This is a genomic window from Ligilactobacillus faecis (assembly GCF_029889745.1).
Taxonomy (GTDB): domain Bacteria; phylum Bacillota; class Bacilli; order Lactobacillales; family Lactobacillaceae; genus Ligilactobacillus; species Ligilactobacillus faecis.
Window position 1 is genome coordinate 1,498,427 of record NZ_CP123639.1, and the last position, 15,937, is coordinate 1,514,363.

Consider the following 15,937-nt stretch of genomic DNA (forward strand, 5'->3'; position numbering starts at 1 on the left):
TAAATTTAGACTAATAATATAGAATAGTATATTTTTGAAAGGAAAACAGTAATGAAAAAATTTTCAAGTGAGCGTTTTTTAGAGATATTTTTGTGGTTTGTCAGTCTTTCGATGGGATTATCGTTGCTTTTGACGTTAAAAGATATGATCTTTGAAGCTAAAAATGAAGCCTTTTTGGCGCTAGAGATCGTTTTAGGGATCATGATCGTGCTCCTGCCAAAATTGATCGCTAAAAGTTTTAAACTTTATCTGCCACCAGTTTTGTATATCTTTTTTGCTTTATTCATCTATGGTTCAGTCTATTTAGGTACGATCTATCATTTTTACAGTGTAGTTTTATATTGGGACAAAGGACTCCACCTATTAAGTGGGGCGCTTTTAGGCGGTTTTTCCTTATCGGTCGCAGGGGCTTTGCTAGATAAAACTGTGATCAGACGTCTTTCGCCACTCTTTCTTAGTTTATATAGTGTAGCTTTTGCTGTTTTTTGTGGAGTTTTATGGGAATTTTATGAATTTACATGTGATAGTTTTGGAATGAATCTACAAAGATATATGCAAAATGGGCATTTACTTTTAGGTCGAGCAGCCTTGATGGATACGATGGGAGATCTGATCGCTGATTTTATCGGGGCGGTACTTTTTGCCTGCTTTATCTATCGTCAAGTCAAAAAAAATGATAGTTGGCTAACTACCTTCTTTTTTCATAAATTATAATGTATACAAAGTCATGGGTGCATGGCTTTTTTTAATACTAAAATAGAAGAATTACATGATAGCACACGCTCTTACTTAAATTATTTAAATAAAAAATAATATTTTTTTATATTTTATTAAAAACTGGTGTTACAAGACGCTCTAAGTGCAATTGAACGCTAAAGCTGTTAGGGTGAAAGTAGAGAAGAAAAGAAGTGAGCATTGTGGAAGAAAGTTTATGATCAAATAGTAGATGGAGAGTCCAAGGAAAGTCCAGAGGTGGCAAAATGAGTAAGGATAAAGTTAAAGGTATGACTGAACAAGTGACAGGTAAGGCAAAAGAAGTCGAAGGTAAGCTCACAGACGATAAAGTCAGAGAGAGTCAAGGTAAGGCAGAGAATTTTTTAGGCAAAGCACGTCAAAAAGTAGATGAACTTAAAGAAGATCTCGAAGAAAAATTTGACAGAAAAGATTAAGGATGTGAGCAACGATGTTACATTGGCTCTGGGTTTTGCTTGTAGGAGCAGTGATCGGTGCGTTAGCTGGTGCTGTAACAAAGCAAGGCGACCGCATGGGATGTCTGTATAATATTTTGGCTGGGCTGATCGGATCTGCGATCGGTGAGGCGCTGTTAGGTTCTTGGGGACCACAAGTAGCAGGAATGGCACTGGTTCCTTCGCTTGTAGGGGCGATCATATTAGTGGCAGTTGTTTCGTGGATCAGTTCTCAAAGATAAAAAGTTTAAGTGTTCGGTTTGTCCGAACACTTTTTTAAATTAACGCAAAACCAATTTAAAGTGGGAGCTTTTAAAGCTAAAAAGCCATTAAAATAAAAAGAGAAGACTAGAAAGGAAGGCATGCCAATGGCAGAGATCTTACAATTAAAAAATGTTGTTAAATTTTATCAATTAGCTGATGGAGAGCGTTTTGAAGCTTTAAGATCGATCAGTGCCTCCTTTGAGGCAGGCGAATTAGTTTCGATCGTTGGAGAATCCGGGAGTGGAAAATCGACTTTGATGAATTTGATCGGGGGCCTAGACTCAGATTTCTCGGGTGAGATCTTATATCGAGGCGAAAATATCCGTGATTATTCCCCAAAACAATTAGCTGATTATCATAAAAAAAGTATCGGCTTTATTTTTCAAAATTTTAATCTGATCCCACATTTAAATTTGATCGATAACGTTGCTTTAGCAATGACGCTCTCAAATGTTGATAAAGCAACACGTGATCAAAAAGCTAAAGAATTATTAACAAAAGTCGGGTTAAAAGATCATGTCTATAAAAAACCAGATCAGATCTCAGGCGGACAAAAACAACGTGTCGCGATCGCGCGTGCTTTGATCAATGATCCAGATGTGATCATTGCTGATGAACCAACAGGGGCACTTGATGCGCAAACAACTGATACCGTACTTGACCTGATCAAAGATATCGCACAAAGTGGTAAGTTAGTCTTGATGGTCACGCATTCCGATCGAGTTGCTGCCCATTGTACGCGGATCTTGCGGATCGATGATGGGCGATTGATCTCAGATGAACAACTTGGAACTTTGAATGTCGAAAAAGAAGTAAAAAAAGAGACGGCAAAACCAAAAAATATGAGTCTTCTCAATGCAGTCAGGTTAGCTTTTCTTAATATGAAGGCTAAATTAGGGCGTAATGCTTTAGTAGCTTTTGGAACGAGTATCGGGATCATGGCTGTTGTTTTGATGTTGGCACTAGGACGGGGAGTAACAACGTATATCAAAGATACGATGAATAGTTATGCTAATCCCAATGTGACTGAAGTTCATCGGCAAAGCATGGTTCCCGATCAAAAACAACAAAAAGATCTTTCCAGTGGCGATCCAGCTGAGCTCAGTAAGATCCAGCAAAACAATATGGCAGCTTTGACTGGCAAAGGCACTGATAATGATTTTACAGCTAAAGATCTAAAAAAATTAAGTGCGATCAAAGGTGTTGATAAAGTTGAAAAAGGTTATTCGACTTTATCGCTTGGGACAAATAGTGTGACGTATAAAAAGCAAAATGCAACGATCATGACTTTACAAACGATGTCGTCAAACATTACGAAGTCAAGTATCGTTGATGGGAAAGCACCTAAGAAAGGTGAGATCTTGCTTGATAAAGGGACTGCCGATCTATTAGGCGAAGATCTTGTTGGTAAAAAAGTCAATGTAACTTTGACTTTAGGTGATAAGAAAGTTGAAGAGACATTTACTGTTAGTGGTACGTATGAACAACAAGGCTCTAATTTTAGTACTGCGATCATGTCTTACAGTGAATTGAACCGACTTTTTACCGCTAATGGTCTACAATTAAAACCTAATGTAGTTTACCTCTACACGAAAAATAAAGATAATACCGAAAAAATCAAAGATAAAGTTAAAGAACTTGGTTTTAGTGGTTCGATGCAAGAAACGATGACAGCGATGTTTACCCAAATGTTAGATGTTGTCAGTTATGTTTTAGCTGCGATCGCGGCTGTCTCACTTGTTGTTTCGGCGATCATGATCTTAGTTGTTTTGAATATCTCGGTCGTTGAACGGACAAAAGAGATCGGGGTCTTGAAAGCTTTAGGTGCCCGCCGCCGTGATATTCGCCGGATCTTTGTTTCAGAAGCTTTCTTGATCGGTCTGAGTTCGGGACTTTTAGGAGTTGCAGTGACATTTGGGCTTCAGCTTTTAGTAAATCGCTTTACGATCGCGACATTTGAAGTACCGGTCGTCTCATTAACACTTAGTTATGCCTTGATCGGGATCGGTTTGAGTATCGTGATCAGTATGATCGCAGGTTTCTTACCGGCTGATCGGGCTTCAAAACTTGATCCAGTAGAAGCTTTACGTAAAGAATAAAAGACTAAAATGACCGGCTAAGTTAGTTGAACAAAGCGCTAACTTAGCCGGTCATTTTTACTTATTTTGATAAACTGATTCACGCAAGATCTGTAAGAGTTTTTCTTTTGTTGGAGTCAAAACTTGGTTGGAACGCATCACGATCGAAAGTAAAAATTTAGGGCGGTCTTCATCTAAGAGATCTAGGACAGCAAGGTCATCGTTAGGCGAAAGGGCGATCTCTGAAAGACAAGCGATCCCTGTATTACTTTGGACCATCGATTTCAAAACATGGACATAGTTTGTTTGGTAGATGATATCAGGCGTGAAGTGATTATGGCGTGCTAAAAGACGCAAAGCTTTGTCGTGGATAAACCCCTCATTATGAACGATAAATTGTTCATTTTTGAGTTCAGCAAAATGGACTGCTTTTTTTTGAGCGAGGGGATGTTTTTTGCTAACGATGATCTTGAATTCTGTCGAAGCAAATGTTTCAGCATTCAAAGCACGTTGTGTTAGTGGTTCGAGTGAGCCTAAAAGGCAAAAATCGATCGAACCATCTAATAGTAATTTCAAAAGAGCATCTGAACCAGCTTCAGTTGTATGAAATTGGGCGATCAGACCACTTGAGATCAAGTGAGTGACGATCGTTGGAAAAAAATAGTTACCGATGATCGGCGGGAGACCAAACAGTAGTTTTTCCTCTTTTGTGCGGAGAACTTCTTTTTTAGCTAGTGTTAATTCGTTTAGGATCAGTGACACATGCTGATCAAGTTGTTGGCCGGCTAAAGTGACATGTAGCTTTTTATGCGAACGATCTCTTTCAAAAAGTGGTGTTTGAAATTCTTCTTCTAAGCGTTTGATCGCTAAAGTGATCGTTGGTTGGCTGACGTTAAAGTAAGTTGCAACTTTTGAAAAATTTTTTTCGAGTACTAATTGGTGAAAATATTCTAAATCTTTGATATTCATGATAAGATCCTTGATTTGATGGGATTTTAAAAGCTCATATTAATAATATTAATAGTTTAACATAAAGTTGACTATAAAAAATAGCAAGATTTAAAATGGTTCACGATCTTAAGTTATGTGGAGGAAATAAAAATGGATAAAGCAATGAGTATTTTAAATGATCCTTTTATCAATAAAGGAACAGCATTTACAAAAGAAGAAAGAAAAGAACTTGGTCTAGTTGGGACCTTGCCAGCTAAAGTCCAAACTTTAGAAGAACAAGCAACTCAAGCATATGCTCAATTCAAGAGCAAGACTTCACAACTAGAACAACGTCAATTCTTGATGAATATTTTCAATACGAACCGGACTTTATTCTACTACTTGATGGGTGAACATATCGTTGAATTTATGCCGATCGTTTATGATCCAGTGATCGCTGAATCGATCGAGCAATACAGTGAGATCTTTACCCGTCCCCAAGAAGCAGCATTTATTTCAGTCGATGAACAAGATGACATCGAAGAAACTTTGAAGAATGTCGCGGGTGATCGTGATATCCGTTTACTTGTCGTAACTGATGCTGAAGGTATCTTAGGTATGGGGGATTGGGGCGTAAACGGTGTAGATATTGCCGTTGGTAAATTGATGGTCTACACCGCAGCTGCTGGGATCGATCCAAAACAAGTCTTACCTGTTTCACTTGACGCCGGAACAAACAATGAAAAATTATTGAACGACCCACTTTATCTTGGAAATAAGCATAAACGTGTTTATGGTGAAAAATACCATGCTATGGTCGATAAATTTGTAGCGGCAGCCGAAAAGCTCTTCCCAGAAAGTTTACTTCACTTTGAAGATTTTGGTCGATCTAACGCAGCGGTGATCTTAGAAAAATATCAAGATAAGATCTTAACGTTCAACGATGATATTCAAGGAACCGGGATCATCTCGTTAGCTGGTGTTTTAGGTGCGATGAACATTTCAAAAGAAAAGATCACCGATCAGATCTTCTTGACATTTGGGGCTGGAACAGCTGGTATTGGGATCGCCAATATGCTATTTGATGAATTAGTTCGTGAAGGTTTAAGTGAGAAAGAAGCGCGCAAGCATTTTTATCTTGTTGACAAACAAGGGCTTTTATTTGAAGATACGCCTGACCTCACTCCGGGGCAAAAAGCTTTCGTGCGGAAACGTTCAGAATTTGCTAATGCAGATGAATTGACAAACTTAGAAGCTGTTGTCAAAGCGGTGCACCCAACAGTTATGATCGGAACTTCGACGCAACCTGGGACATTTACAGAAAGTATCGTTAAGGAAATGGCAGCTCATACGAAACGTCCAGTCATTTTCCCACTTTCAAACCCAACTCGTTTAGCTGAAGCCACAGCTAAAGATCTTTTGGAATGGACAGATGGTCGTGCATTAGTTGCAACAGGTATCCCAGCAGGCGATATCGAATATAACGGAGTGACATATAACATCGGTCAAGCTAACAACGCTTTAGTTTATCCAGGGGTCGGCTTTGGTGCGATCGCTGCTAAAGCAACTGTTTTGAATGAACAAATGTTAGCAGCAGCTGCACATGCTTTAGGTGGGATCGTTGACCCAGATCTTCCAGGGGCAGCTGTTTTACCACCAGTGGCAAAATTACAAGAATTTTCTGAAACAGTTGCCAAAGTCGTAGCTCAATCTGCGATCGACCAAGGTTTGGCAAAAGTTGATGATGCAGCTAAAGCAGTTGCCGATCTAAAATGGGAACCACGCTACTAAGAGCGTAGTTTAGAAAGAGAAGTGAGAATTTAGAGATGACAGTCTTTTTGACTTCAGTTCAGAGTGTATTAGTGATCGTTTTGATCATGGCGCTAGGTTACATCTTACGCAAAACAGGCTGGTTTGCTGATTCGTTTGGCGGTAATATCGCCTCTTTGATCACGAAGATCGCCTTACCTGCATCGATCTTTATGGGGGTCATGAATAACTTGACGCGTTCGAGTCTACTCAGTTTAGGAAAAGGGATCATTTTTCCAGCGCTTGCTGTTGTGATCGGTTATTTGATCGCATATTTGACAGTTAAAGTTTTAAAGATCAAAAAAGGACGCCGCGGGATCTTTATCAACGCAGTCGTTAACGCCAACACGATCTTTATCGGAATGCCTTTAAATAATGCTTTATTTGGCGAAAAAGCGATGAGTTATTTCTTGATCTACTATATCATCAATACCGTTTCGACTTGGGCGTTTGGGGTCTACTTGATCTCAAATGATGACCCAACAGTCACTAACGAGAAAAAAGAACACAAGATCAACTGGAAAAAACTCTTACCGATGCCACTTGTCGGCTTTATCGTTGCGCTCATCTGGTTACTATTAGATCTACCTGTGCCAACATTTATGGGTCAAACACTTTCATATGTCGGCGCTTTAGTAACACCACTTTCCTTGATCTATATCGGGATCGTTTTGTGTGATGCAGGTCTAGGTAACTTCAAATTTGAACGGGACTCGATCTTAGCACTTGTTGGGCGTTTCATCTTGTCACCTTTAGTTTTGATCTTATTGTTAAAAGCGGGGGCAAGCTTTGGGATCGATCTACCAACTTTGATGCGCCAAACGTTAGTCGTACAGTCAGCAACACCAATGTTAGCTGTGTTGCCGATCTTAGCTAAAGAAGCACATGGTGACGTTAAGTACGCAACTGATGTAGTCGTAATGAGTACCGTCTTATTCGTCGTCGTAGTACCGATCTTGATGGCGATCTTACAATTCATCTAATTTATTGCAAAGTAGTAATGCCAAATGGTGTTACTACTTTTTTTAGCTAAAAAACTGGGACTTTTATTTTGGCATGAGCTGTGCTATCGTTTGAAAAAATTCCCATATATGCAAAGGAGGTAAAAAATGCGGTTAAGTGGTGAAGTTTTTCAAAAATTTCGTAGAGCTCGAGGCTTAAAGCTAAAAGACCTCACAACTACTGGACTGTCAACGTCACAATTATCACGTTTTGAACATGGAAAAACAGATTTGACAGTTACAAAATTTATGTTGGCTTTGGATATACTAAAGATTCCATTAGATGAATTTACCTATACTATGCACGACTTTCAACAAGATGAATTAAGTGAATTATTAGTTCAAGTTGAACGGTTTAGTCTATCTAAAAATATTGCTGGATTAAAACGACTTCTAATTGCAACTTTAGAAGAAGATGAACATACGAAATTTGGTCAATTAAAGGTTATTTTACTTAAGATCAAAATGCAAGAGATGACTGGGGAAACATGCTATGAAAAAAAAGATATAGACTATCTAACTGAGTATTTATTTAGTGTCGAAGAGTGGGGGCGTTATGAGTTATTATTTTTTGTAAATACTATTGAAGTTTTAAATCATCAATCTCTAATGGTTTTAACTCGTGAAATGGTTCGGCGTTCAGATTTATATAAAGAATTACCCGAAAATCGAAAATTATTGTCAAAAATGCTTCTAAAAGGGTATTTGACTTGCATAAAACAAAATAAATTAAGTGATGCCGTATATTTTGAAAAACAACTTAAAAACTTAGAATTTACGGAGACCGAGATTTATGAACGTTTGTTTTTTCACTATTGCAAAAATTTGGCTTGTTATCGAGCAACAAAAAGCTATAAAGCTTTACTTGAGTTACGTAAATGTATCGCAATGTTGCGTTTAGTTGCGAGCGATCACTTAGCCGATACATATGAACAAGACTTAGAACAGATTCTTTAAAGTGGAATTTGCAAATAAGGGAAATTTTTTTTAATTGAATAACTACGTGTAAACTAATTAATGTAAGCTTACAAAATTTATCTAGGAGGTGAAATTATGACGATCGAGTTTACAGAAGAAGAATTAAATCTTATGAAAAAAATCGATGCAAAAATGGCTTTCTATAGATCAGTTGCAGAGGCGAGCAACTCCACTTTAGTTTCTATTGCAAATGATAATAGGAAAACCATACGTCGTCGCTATTGATTTACGAGGTATTCAAGGATGAACTATGAACTTGAAGAGGGTGTTTTAAAACCTATTTTGTCTGTAGGTAAGTTAAAGAAGTTTTCATTGGCATCGATATATAAGAAAAGTATTGATCAAAATTACACACTTGTTATTAATACTTTTAGGAATAAAATATTGGTTGTTGATAATCAATGCATTATGGACGATAAAGTGGAGATAGATGAATCTCTAGAAAATTGGTTTAAAACGCCAGCTAATGACTTGGAATATTTTACCGTAGATACTTTGTATGACAGTGAACAATTGTTAGAAGCAAAAAAGAGGATACAGATCTCTATTGCAGTTACTTATTCTTGTAATTTACACTGCAGTTATTGTTTTCAACAAAAGTATGATGGCTTAATAAAGAAGACAATAACGTTGGCTGATTTAAATATTATCTTAGATAAAATTTCTGAGTTGCAAGCTAAGGATCCAAAGTTAGATATTTCGATCGGGTTGTTTGGTGGAGAACCTTTATTACCGAAAAATGAAGCAATAATTGATAGAATTTTTGAATATTGTGTAGAACATAAGGTCAAGGTAGGTATTACAACAAATGGAATATTTTTACCATACTTCGCTAAAAAATTGATCATATATCGAGGCATAATATCAGCTATAGCAGTTACGATAAATACTTTACCAGAGACTTATAGAGAAACTGTGAAAATAACTAAAGTTGCTAATAATCCAGAAAAATTACTTGCAGTAACAAAGCTACTTTTAGATTATGGAGTAGTTATGGATGTCGGAACTAATTTTGATAAAACTAATTTGTCAAAATTAAGTGATATTTTTAACTATTTCGTGGATCAAGGATACTTTGAAAGAGAGAATTTTTATTGGAATGTTGGCAGAGTTGATGATCGCTTTTTTGATACTGGCTATGATGATTATATTGTATCAGAAACAGATATCTTGCTCGAATTGATGAAAATTAAAGATGGTATTCCAAATAATTTGCATGCTGGCTTTATTCAAACATGTAAAAATATTACAGATAAGTTGGATCTGTCTTTTAATGAAGAACAAATTAAGGGGATATATAACTATTGCTGGAATGTCTCGCCATATGAAAAAGTTTACTATGTGGACAACGAATTGAATTTATTCAGATGCACTGTAACAGTAGGGCGTCCGCAGTATATTTTGGGAAATTTAGATAATTTTGACCTATTGACCTATGAGCATGAAACAAAAACATTTTTAGACTATAAAGTATGTCAAACTTGTTACTTAGGCGGCTTTTGCTCTGGAGGGTGTAAGTTATCTGCTGACGTTGATTTTGATAAACAATGTAGATGGGAAAAGAAAGAGTTTGAAAGATTTGTAAATTTAATTTTATTACCTGAAATTAAAAAAAGGTTAAAATGCTTATGACAAAAGCTTTTAAACGCCTAGCTCTTTCGCAGATCATGGCTGATCTAGCCGATACAGCTTTAACGGTCTTGATCATTGCTAATATTTATCAGCTTTCAGATTCATTGCTTGCTAGTTCAGTCATCCCGATCTTGATGGGCAGTTCTTCTTTTTTGACGACATTTTTGGCACCGCTGATCAGTAAAAAAATACCTTTAAATCAAATAATGGTCGCTACTCAGGCTGGAAAAACTTTGATCTTAGCTCTTTTAACACTTAGTCTGGCTTTTTATCCTAAATTGCCGGTTATTTTGATCTATCTTTTAGTTTTGGTGATCTCATTACTTGATGGGGTCGAACGCCCAGTGACCGTTACTTTGATGGCGCATTATACAACTGATCTGACTAAAGCTAATTCAGTTTTAACGGTTTGTGATGAGACGGTAGCATTGCTTGGTTGGGGCTTTGGAGGTGTCTTATACACGAGTTTAGGTATCCACTGGGGGTTATTAGTGACGCTGAGCATATTTATACTGGCCACAAGCGTGACGTGTCTATTACCGCGCGTTGCATTTACAAGTTTTGAAACTGAAAATAACTGGCAACTACTGTTCAAAGGTTGGCAGCTCTTACTCAAACAGCCACGATTAAAACTTTTAGTTACGTTGAACTTGATCGAGACGTTTGCTAATACGATCTGGGTCTCATCGATCATCTTAGTTTTTGTGACTAAGGTCTTACATGAAGATCAAGCTTACTGGGGTTATGCAAATATGACGTATTCGTTTGGGATCATCTTAGGCGGACTCATCGTTTACCGTAGAGCTGACGCTTTAGTCACTAGGAAAGTTTTTGCGATCATCTCAGCATTACTTTTAACGGTTTTGTTCAACATCGTGATCTTAAAAATACCAGTTCCAAGTGTCTTTTTAGCCTGCTCAGTTTTGATCGGGATCGTTTCTCAGCTAAAAGAGGTCCCAGAAGCCGTTTTGTATCAGGAAAGTGTTGCTAAAGAACTACTGGTCGATCTTAGTTCTGTGTTTGAAGTGATCTCGACTTTGAGTTTTGCGGGTCTACTGTTTTTGATGAGTTGGGTGACAGAAAGTTTTGGGATCGGTGTTTCTTTTGGTTTAGCGAGCTTGAGTCTTTTGGCCGAAGCTTCACTAGCCTTTAAATACCGAAAATATCTAACGTAAGATGTTTTGGTGGATCTGCTTTAAACATTAGCGCAGTCAGCAAAACATTTTTTTTGAGTTTGAGCGCTATCGATAATATAATAAGACAAAGATCTTTTACTGAGGATGTTATTTAAGTTGAAAAAAAAGAAAAAAACATTACGGATCGCTTTGTTAGCATTATTTACAGCGATCATTATCTTACAAAACTTTATCCCTTTTTTAGGTTATATCCCATTAGGAGTGCTCAATTTGACGATCATTCACGTGACTGTCATTATCGCTGCCCTTTTGCTTGGACCAAAAGATGGGGCGATCGTTGGGGGAATCTGGGGGACGATCACCTTTATCCGAGCCTTTGTTTGGCCAACAAGTCCGATCGCCCCGATCGTGTTTGTCAACCCTTTGATCTCGATCTTACCACGGATCTTGATCGGAGTCGTTGCCGGATATGCCTTTATTTGGGCTAAAAAAAGCTTTCACTCAAAGATCTTTGCAGCTAGTCTAGCGAGTGTTTTAGGTTCTTTGACAAATACGTTTTTAGTTTTAGGCCAGATCTATCTTTTTTATCGGGGGCAATCACAAGTGATGTATGGTTTAGATACAGCAGCGTTGATGCCATACCTTTTAGGTCTAGTCTTGACGAACGGGATACCTGAAGCACTGATCGCGGCTATTGTTTCTCCGGCGGTGGCTTTGCCATTAGCCAAACGGATCAAGTAAAGATGATTTTAAGAAAGGCGGGAGTATGTGACACGAAAAAGAAAACAACAAGTAGCTCGAATGCTTTTCGTTAGTTTTATCGTGTTAGTTTTAGTAGCTTTTGGAAATGGGGTCTATGAATATTGGAACGATCTGCAAAATGAACAAGTTGTTTCTGCCCAAAGTGATCAGACAAAAGAGCAATTTATCGCATCACTTGTGCCAGTCGCCAAAGAAGAACAACAACGTTATGGCGTTTTAGCGAGTATTACTTTAGCTCAAGCAGCTTTAGAGTCTGACTGGGGCAAAAGTGAACTCTCTGCTAAATATAACAACCTATTTGGTATCAAAAGTACAAATGGTTCTTTGATGACGACTAAAGAATATGTTGATGGTCAGTGGATCACGATCAAAGATACGTTTGCAGTTTATTCAAGTTGGGATGAGTCTGTTCGGGCGCATACACAGCTATTTGTCAACGGAACAGATTGGAATAAAGCCCATTATCAAGCTGTTTTGACGGCAACTGATTATACTCAGGCTGCGCAAGCGCTCCAAGATCAAGGTTATGCCACAGACCCGAACTATGCGCAGAAATTGATCGCTTTGATCAAAGAATATAACTTAAATCAGTATGATGTTTAGCTAAAAATAAAAAAATCACCGTAAAATACGAATGATAGGGTTGAATGGGATATTTAGGTATGCTATTCTAACTTACAGGAAGTACTTATATAATAGCCATGATCTGGTTGGCAAGTTTCTACCCAAGACCGTAAATCTTGGACTATGAGTACGTGAGGTAAAGACCAGAGGAGGACTCTGGTCTTTTTTCGTTATTTTAGGAGGTTTTTTTGTGGAATTATTAGAAGAACGGATCAGACAAGATGGTCTAGTTTTACCAGGCAATGTTTTGAAAGTGAATCAATTTTTGAATCATCAGATCGATCCGCAGTTGATGTATGCGATCGGTCAAGAATTTGCGCGTTTATTTGCACCTGAAAAGATCACTAAGATCTTGACAGTCGAAGCTTCTGGCATTGCACCAGCGATCATGGCTGGGCTTGTGTTGAATGTTCCGGTCGTTTTTGCACGTAAGAAAAAGCCAAGTACATTGAATGATGATGTGTATACCGCTGAAGTTTACTCATATACAAAACAAGTGACGAATACGATCAGTGTCGATCAAAAATTTTTGTCGGCAACTGACCACGTTTTAGTGATCGATGATTTTTTAGCTAATGGTCAGGCGGTAAATGGACTCCTTGAGATCTGTCGGCAAGCACAAGTCCAGATCGTAGGTGTTGGGATCGTCGTGGAAAAATCTTTCCAAGAAGGAGCAAAATTGATCAAAGATCAAGGCGTTCGCTTAGAATCACTAGCTAGGATCGCTTCTTTTGAAGGCGATAAAGTACACTTTGTGGGGGAAACTGATGAAAAAAACAACTAATGGACAAGCCGCGCTTTTAGGCCTGCAGCATTTATTAGCAATGTATTCAGGTGCAGTTGCTGTGCCACTTTTGATCGGAACAGCTTTAGGTTTCAATAGTGCCCAAATGACGTACCTTGTTTCGATCGATATCTTTATGTGTGGTCTAGCTACACTTTTACAATTGATGCGTAATCGTTATTTTGGGATCGGACTTCCGGTCGTCTTAGGGTGTGCGATCCAAGCCGTTGAACCGTTAAAGATGATCGGGCAACACTTTACGATCCAAACGATGTATGGTGCGATCATCGTAGCTGGGATCTTTGTATGTTTGGTCGCAGGTCAGTTTTCAAAAGTCAAACGCCTCTTTCCCCCTGTTGTGACAGGGACTTTGATCACAGTGATCGGACTGACTTTGATCCCGATCGCGGTGCAAAATATCGGAGGTGGCACGAGCACGGCTAAAGACTTTGGTTCATTGACGAATATCACCCTGGGTTTTTTGACGGTCATCTTGATCTTAGCGATCCAAGTCTTTGCTAAAGGTTTTTTAAGTTCGATCGCCGTTTTGTTAGGTTTGATCGTGGGAAGTTTAGTGGCTGCACTTTTAGGGGTCGTTTCGCTTGAACCGTTAAAAGAAGCGGCGTGGTTCCATGTTCCCCAACCTTTTTACTTTGGTGTGCCCCATTTTGAATGGTCTTCTTCAGTAACGATGATCATTATTGCTTTAGTTTCAATGGTTGAATCGACAGGTGTTTATTTTGCTTTAGGCGATATTTTAAATAAAAAGATCACTGAAAAAGATCTAAAACTAGGCTATCGCGCCGAAGGGCTGGCAGTTGTTTTAGGGGGGATCTTTAATACTTTTCCATATACGACGTTTTCACAAAATGTTGGTCTATTAGAACTTTCAGGGATCAAGACTCGGAAACCGATCTATTGGTCAGCTATTTTATTGATGTTACTAGGTCTTTTACCTAAAGCTGGTGCCTTGGCAACGATGATCCCAACTCCAGTATTAGGTGGAGCGATGTTAGTGATGTTTGCGATGATCAGTGTGCAAGGGATCAGGATCTTAGCCAATGTTGATTTTGCCGATCAAAGAAATATTTTGATCGTTGCTGTCTCGCTAGGGTTAGGCCTTGGCGTTTCGATCTATCCCACGATCTTCCAAGCGTTACCTAAAACACTACAATTATTTTTAGGAAATGGGATCGTTGTTGCTAGTTTGGCTTCTGTTTTATTGAATCTATGTTTCAAAGGCAAAGCGGGTCTTTTAGTCGATGAGGTTTCTTTGCGGGCTAAAGAAGCACAAGAAGTTGGACAAAAAATGGGCCAAAGTAAGTAAAACTTAAGATCCGCCTAGGTTAGATATAAATTAAAAATGTGGTAAAATTGAAGAAACGCTAAAACAAAGAGGATATGAAGTCAATGAAAAATGATATTTTATTCCCTGGGGATACGCTCGGGATCATCGGCGGAAATCCAAATGGGATCATGTTAGCTCGAGCAGCTAAAAAACTTGGTTTTCAAGTGATCGTTTACTGTGCCGATGAAAGCAATCCTGTTTTGAATGAAGCCGACGTAAAGATCGTTGGAAAGTTACGTGAGCGCACGAAGCTACAGGATTTTGCGCAACGATGTGATGTCGTGACTTATACTTCGGAAAGTATCGATGTTGAAGCTGTCAAATTTTTGAGCCAGTTCACAAAAGTTCCTCAAGGAAGTGATACACTTGAGATCACACAAGATCGTTTACTAGAACGAGCTTTCTTTGAACAGCTAAATATCAATGTTGCACCATATGCTACGATCGTTAGTTTAGACGATATCTACCAAGCGGTGACTTCGATCGGTTATCCATGTGTGTTAAAACCGATCCAAAAGGGATTTGGTAAACACCGTAAGCAGCTCATCCAAAAACAAACAGATATCGCCAAATGTGCCGATATTATCGATTTAGGGACTTATATTTTAGAATCATGGATCCCTTATGAAAAAGAGATCTCAGTCACATTAGCGCGCGATGTTGAAGGGAATTTGACTTACTTCCCATTTGCACAAGATACTTATCGTGATCATCATTTACATGCGACTCTTGTTCCGGCTGAGGTCGATGGTGATGTTTTAAACGAGATCAAGCGTTTGACGGGCTTGATCGTTGAGGGCTTAGACTACGTTGGGATCTTACAAGCTGAGTTCTTTTTGACTAAGGCTGGAGCGCTTTATATCAAACGGATCGTGCCGGCTTTGCATCCTTCGGGATATGTCTTTGATAAGGCAACTGATGTATCGATGTTTGAACAGCATTTACGTGCGCTAGCCCAGATGCCTTTGAGTCAGCCGAAATTTGTCACACCAGTAGAGATGGTCATGGTCGAGACTAAAGATCTTGCATCTTTACGCACACAATGGGTCTTGAAGAAAAACTGGCACTATAATTATTTCCGTTATCCCAAATCACTTCATCCAGTCGAAGTCGAAGGTTATATTTTAGTGACAGGGGATGACCGAAAAGATATTGCCCAACAAGTTGAGGCGACTGGGATCTGGGATGAGATCGAAACAACTGAAAAATAGTCTAATCAAAAGACGTTGGTAAAGATTTACCGACGTCTTTTGTGTCTATTAAAAAATGTTCTTACTAAGTGTTTAAGAACAGAACCCAGGGCTTATCAATGCTGAAAACATGAGCAGAAAACTTTCTTGTAGATAGTGGGCTATAAAGCTTCTATCTATGATAGAATGTTTATTATCGTAAATTCTAGAAATA

16 protein-coding genes and 1 riboswitch are annotated in these 15,937 nt (G+C 38.5%); of the genes, 15 read left to right on the top strand and 1 reads right to left on the bottom strand.

Annotated elements, in window-relative coordinates; genetic code table 11:
• Window positions 1–51 precede the first annotated feature (51 nt).
• From QFX10_RS06810 to QFX10_RS06825, 4 genes are all read left to right on the top strand, one after another.
• Complete coding sequence (locus QFX10_RS06810) at window positions 52–714, top strand: DUF2238 domain-containing protein (protein WP_280605505.1); 663 nt, start codon at window positions 52–54, stop codon at window positions 712–714.
• A gap of 266 nt (window positions 715–980) precedes the next feature.
• Window positions 981–1,169, top strand: a complete 189-nt coding sequence (locus tag QFX10_RS06815; protein WP_280605506.1) for a CsbD family protein — start codon at window positions 981–983, stop codon at window positions 1,167–1,169.
• A 14-nt stretch (window positions 1,170–1,183) separates the two neighbouring features.
• Entirely contained in the window at window positions 1,184–1,429 is a 246-nt protein-coding gene (locus QFX10_RS06820; RefSeq protein ID WP_280605507.1) for a GlsB/YeaQ/YmgE family stress response membrane protein, read from the top strand.
• A 126-nt stretch (window positions 1,430–1,555) separates the two neighbouring features.
• Window positions 1,556–3,550, top strand: coding sequence for an ABC transporter ATP-binding protein/permease (locus QFX10_RS06825; RefSeq protein WP_437178585.1), 1,995 nt, complete (start codon window positions 1,556–1,558; stop codon window positions 3,548–3,550).
• Window positions 3,551–3,607: 57 nt separating this feature from the next.
• Here the strand turns inward: QFX10_RS06825 and QFX10_RS06830 are convergent, their stop codons facing one another.
• Entirely contained in the window at window positions 3,608–4,498 is an 891-nt protein-coding gene (locus QFX10_RS06830; protein ID WP_280605509.1) for a LysR family transcriptional regulator, read from the bottom strand.
• 132 nt (window positions 4,499–4,630) lie between these two features.
• Between QFX10_RS06830 and QFX10_RS06835 the strand changes: the two genes are divergently transcribed.
• The 11 genes from QFX10_RS06835 (at window position 4,631) to QFX10_RS06885 (ending at window position 15,744) form a co-directional block, all read left to right on the top strand.
• Window positions 4,631–6,250, top strand: a complete 1,620-nt coding sequence (locus QFX10_RS06835; protein WP_280605510.1) for a malolactic enzyme — start codon at window positions 4,631–4,633, stop codon at window positions 6,248–6,250.
• 35 nt (window positions 6,251–6,285) lie between these two features.
• Window positions 6,286–7,251, top strand: coding sequence for an AEC family transporter (locus tag QFX10_RS06840; RefSeq protein WP_280605511.1), 966 nt, complete (start codon window positions 6,286–6,288; stop codon window positions 7,249–7,251).
• A gap of 126 nt (window positions 7,252–7,377) precedes the next feature.
• Window positions 7,378–8,226, top strand: coding sequence for an Rgg/GadR/MutR family transcriptional regulator (locus QFX10_RS06845; RefSeq protein WP_280605512.1), 849 nt, complete (start codon window positions 7,378–7,380; stop codon window positions 8,224–8,226).
• A gap of 96 nt (window positions 8,227–8,322) precedes the next feature.
• Window positions 8,323–8,472 (top strand): hypothetical protein, encoded by a 150-nt coding sequence (locus QFX10_RS06850; RefSeq protein WP_280605513.1) that lies wholly within the window; start codon window positions 8,323–8,325, stop codon window positions 8,470–8,472.
• 18 nt (window positions 8,473–8,490) lie between these two features.
• The gene (locus QFX10_RS06855) at window positions 8,491–9,879 is read left to right on the top strand and encodes a radical SAM/SPASM ryptide class RiPP maturase (RefSeq protein ID WP_280605514.1); all 1,389 of its coding nucleotides are present in this window, start codon (window positions 8,491–8,493) and stop codon (window positions 9,877–9,879) included.
• A complete protein-coding gene (locus QFX10_RS06860; RefSeq protein ID WP_280605515.1) occupies window positions 9,876–11,054 on the top strand; it encodes an MFS transporter in 1,179 nt (392 codons plus the stop codon). Before QFX10_RS06855 ends, QFX10_RS06860 begins: the two co-directional genes overlap by 4 nt.
• Before the next feature lie 117 nt (window positions 11,055–11,171).
• Entirely contained in the window at window positions 11,172–11,756 is a 585-nt protein-coding gene (locus QFX10_RS06865; protein WP_280605516.1) for an ECF transporter S component, read from the top strand.
• A 60-nt stretch (window positions 11,757–11,816) separates the two neighbouring features.
• Window positions 11,817–12,380 (top strand): glycoside hydrolase family 73 protein, encoded by a 564-nt coding sequence (locus tag QFX10_RS06870; RefSeq protein WP_369943347.1) that lies wholly within the window; start codon window positions 11,817–11,819, stop codon window positions 12,378–12,380.
• 65 nt (window positions 12,381–12,445) lie between these two features.
• Window positions 12,446–12,545: riboswitch (purine riboswitch) on the top strand.
• A 46-nt stretch (window positions 12,546–12,591) separates the two neighbouring features.
• Window positions 12,592–13,185 carry a xanthine phosphoribosyltransferase gene (locus tag QFX10_RS06875; RefSeq protein WP_280605518.1) on the top strand — a complete coding sequence of 198 codons (594 nt, stop codon included), beginning with the start codon at window positions 12,592–12,594 and terminating at the stop codon, window positions 13,183–13,185.
• The gene (locus QFX10_RS06880) at window positions 13,169–14,512 is read left to right on the top strand and encodes a nucleobase:cation symporter-2 family protein (protein ID WP_437178586.1); all 1,344 of its coding nucleotides are present in this window, start codon (window positions 13,169–13,171) and stop codon (window positions 14,510–14,512) included. Before QFX10_RS06875 ends, QFX10_RS06880 begins: the two co-directional genes overlap by 17 nt.
• 83 nt (window positions 14,513–14,595) lie before the next feature.
• Window positions 14,596–15,744 carry an ATP-grasp domain-containing protein gene (locus QFX10_RS06885; protein ID WP_280605519.1) on the top strand — a complete coding sequence of 383 codons (1,149 nt, stop codon included), beginning with the start codon at window positions 14,596–14,598 and terminating at the stop codon, window positions 15,742–15,744.
• Window positions 15,745–15,937 lie beyond the last annotated feature (193 nt).

Excerpts from the sequence above, each read along its gene's own strand:
- QFX10_RS06845 (WP_280605512.1), top strand. The coding sequence starts at position 7,378 with ATGCGGTTAAGTGGTGAAGTTTTTCAAAAATTTCGTAGAGCTCGAGGC.
- QFX10_RS06880 (WP_437178586.1), top strand. The coding sequence starts at position 13,169 with ATGAAAAAAACAACTAATGGACAAGCCGCGCTTTTAGGCCTGCAGCAT.
- QFX10_RS06820 (WP_280605507.1), top strand. The coding sequence starts at position 1,184 with ATGTTACATTGGCTCTGGGTTTTGCTTGTAGGAGCAGTGATCGGTGCG.
- QFX10_RS06810 (WP_280605505.1), top strand. The coding sequence starts at position 52 with ATGAAAAAATTTTCAAGTGAGCGTTTTTTAGAGATATTTTTGTGGTTT.
- QFX10_RS06830 (WP_280605509.1), bottom strand. The coding sequence starts at position 4,498 with ATGAATATCAAAGATTTAGAATATTTTCACCAATTAGTACTCGAAAAA.
- QFX10_RS06825 (WP_437178585.1), top strand. The coding sequence starts at position 1,556 with ATGGCAGAGATCTTACAATTAAAAAATGTTGTTAAATTTTATCAATTA.
- QFX10_RS06850 (WP_280605513.1), top strand. The coding sequence starts at position 8,323 with ATGACGATCGAGTTTACAGAAGAAGAATTAAATCTTATGAAAAAAATC.
- QFX10_RS06815 (WP_280605506.1), top strand. The coding sequence starts at position 981 with ATGAGTAAGGATAAAGTTAAAGGTATGACTGAACAAGTGACAGGTAAG.
- QFX10_RS06840 (WP_280605511.1), top strand. The coding sequence starts at position 6,286 with ATGACAGTCTTTTTGACTTCAGTTCAGAGTGTATTAGTGATCGTTTTG.
- QFX10_RS06885 (WP_280605519.1), top strand. The coding sequence starts at position 14,596 with ATGAAAAATGATATTTTATTCCCTGGGGATACGCTCGGGATCATCGGC.
- QFX10_RS06860 (WP_280605515.1), top strand. The coding sequence starts at position 9,876 with ATGACAAAAGCTTTTAAACGCCTAGCTCTTTCGCAGATCATGGCTGAT.
- QFX10_RS06835 (WP_280605510.1), top strand. The coding sequence starts at position 4,631 with ATGGATAAAGCAATGAGTATTTTAAATGATCCTTTTATCAATAAAGGA.
- QFX10_RS06870 (WP_369943347.1), top strand. The coding sequence starts at position 11,817 with ATGCTTTTCGTTAGTTTTATCGTGTTAGTTTTAGTAGCTTTTGGAAAT.
- QFX10_RS06855 (WP_280605514.1), top strand. The coding sequence starts at position 8,491 with ATGAACTATGAACTTGAAGAGGGTGTTTTAAAACCTATTTTGTCTGTA.